Source organism: Brevundimonas sp. P7753, assembly GCF_013386595.1.
GTDB lineage: Bacteria > Pseudomonadota > Alphaproteobacteria > Caulobacterales > Caulobacteraceae > Brevundimonas > Brevundimonas bullata.
Genome location: NZ_JACARP010000072.1, coordinates 449 through 2108, shown reverse-complemented (window position 1 = coordinate 2108; position 1660 = coordinate 449). Strand labels below are relative to the sequence as shown.

2 protein-coding genes are annotated in these 1660 nt (G+C 66.0%); one reads left to right on the top strand and one right to left on the bottom strand.

The window, feature by feature from the left end; all coding sequences use genetic code 11:
* Positions 1-28: 28 nt before the first annotated feature.
* Positions 29-295, bottom strand: coding sequence for a DUF6356 family protein (locus tag HX774_RS13770; protein WP_178827595.1), 267 nt, complete (start codon positions 293-295; stop codon positions 29-31).
* A 144-nt stretch (positions 296-439) separates the two neighbouring features.
* Here HX774_RS13770 and HX774_RS13765 point away from each other — a divergent pair, with 144 nt between their 5' ends.
* Positions 440-1630, top strand: coding sequence for an acyl-CoA dehydrogenase (locus HX774_RS13765; protein WP_178827594.1), 1191 nt, complete (start codon positions 440-442; stop codon positions 1628-1630).
* Positions 1631-1660: the final 30 nt, after the last annotated feature.

Here is a 1660-nt window from a genome sequence, read left to right as displayed (position 1 = left end):
CATGAAGGGGAGGGAGAATTCTTATATTCTACAGCCCCACGTCCCAGACGCCGGCGTTTCTCATCCGGCTGTCGCGGGCCTCCTCGGCGCGGCCGCCCATGTCGCGGGCCATGCTGCGAATGGCGTCGGACACGGTGCTCTTGTGCAGGCCGGGCACGACGGCGTGGGTGAAGGCGCAGCCGGCCAGGCGGACCAGCTTGAAGCCGAAGCGGGCTGAGGCGACCATGTGTTCGAGATAGGTCTCGCGGACCTCGCGCGGGTGGTCGCGGAACAGGCGGGAAAACGTATTCGACATGGCCGCAACCTAACGCGGTTCGCCGCGGCCCTCTACCCGGTTCAAAAGTTTTGGCCTAAACCGGCCCCTGGAACAGGGGTCGCGTCGTCATGCCCTTTGCGCGTGACGATCAGAGAGCCCCGCATACTCGCGCAGGAAACACCGATGGCCGACGGCTCGCACGCTCCGCAACAGACCTTCCGTTGGGACGACCCGTTCGACCTGCGGGGCCGCCTGACCGACGACGAGCGGATGATCCAGGACGCGGCGCGGTCCTATGCGCGTGAAGCCCTGCTGCCGCGCGTGGTCGAGGCCTTCCGTGATGAGACCTTTGATCGCGCCATCATGACCGAGATGGGCGAGATGGGCTTCCTCGGCGCCATGCTGCCGGAACAATACGGCGGCTCTGAAGCCAGCCACGTCGCCTATGGCCTGATTGCGCGCGAGGTCGAGGCGGTCGACAGCGGTTATCGCTCGGCCATGAGCGTCCAGTCCTCGCTGGCCATGTACCCGATCTACGCCTTCGGCTCGGAAGAGCAGAAGAAGAAGTTCCTGCCGAAGATGGCGGCGGGCGAGCTGGTCGGCTGCTTCGGCCTGACCGAGGCTGACGGCGGCTCGGACCCGGCCTCGATGAAGACGAAAGCCGTCAAGGTGGTCGGCGGCTATCGCCTGAACGGCGCCAAATACTGGATCACCAACTCGCCCATCAGCGACCTGGCCATCGTCTGGGCCAAGCTGGACGACAAAATTCGCGGCTTCATCGTCGAGCGTGATTTCGACGGCTTCACCACGGACAAGATCGGCGACAAGCTGAGCCTGCGCGCCTCGATCACCGGGGACATCGGCCTGAACGACGTCTTCGTGCCGGAAGCCAACATCCTGCCGGGCGTGCAAGGCCTGCGCGGACCGTTCTCCTGCCTGAACAAGGCGCGCTTCGGCATCGCCTGGGGGGCCATGGGCGCCGCCGAGTTCTGCTTCCACGCCAGCCGCGACTATGTCGGCGAGCGGATGTTGTTCGGGCGCCCGCTGTCGTCACGCCAGCTGGTGCAGAAGAAGCTGGCCGACATGCAGACCGAGATCTTCCTCGGCTTCGAGGGCGCCTATGCGCTCGGCCGTCTGCTCGACACAGGCGCCTGGGTGCCGGAGGCCATCAGCCTGATGAAGCGCAACAACTGCGGCAAGGCACTGGCCGTGGCGCGCGAGGCCCGCGACATGCACGGCGGGGCCGGCATCACCGGCGAGTTGCACGTCATGCGCCACGCCATGAACCTCGAAACGGTCAACACCTATGAGGGCGCGCACGACGTCCACGCCCTGATCCTGGGCCGGGCCATCACGGGCGAAAGCGCCTTCTAAGGGCTCACGGCTATCGTGACGGTCGAGGCC

Bases quoted from the DNA above. Each gene is read 5' to 3' on its own strand.
- HX774_RS13765 (WP_178827594.1), top strand. From the start codon at position 440: ATGGCCGACGGCTCGCACGCTCCGCAACAGACCTTCCGTTGGGACGAC.
- HX774_RS13770 (WP_178827595.1), bottom strand. From the start codon at position 295: ATGTCGAATACGTTTTCCCGCCTGTTCCGCGACCACCCGCGCGAGGTC.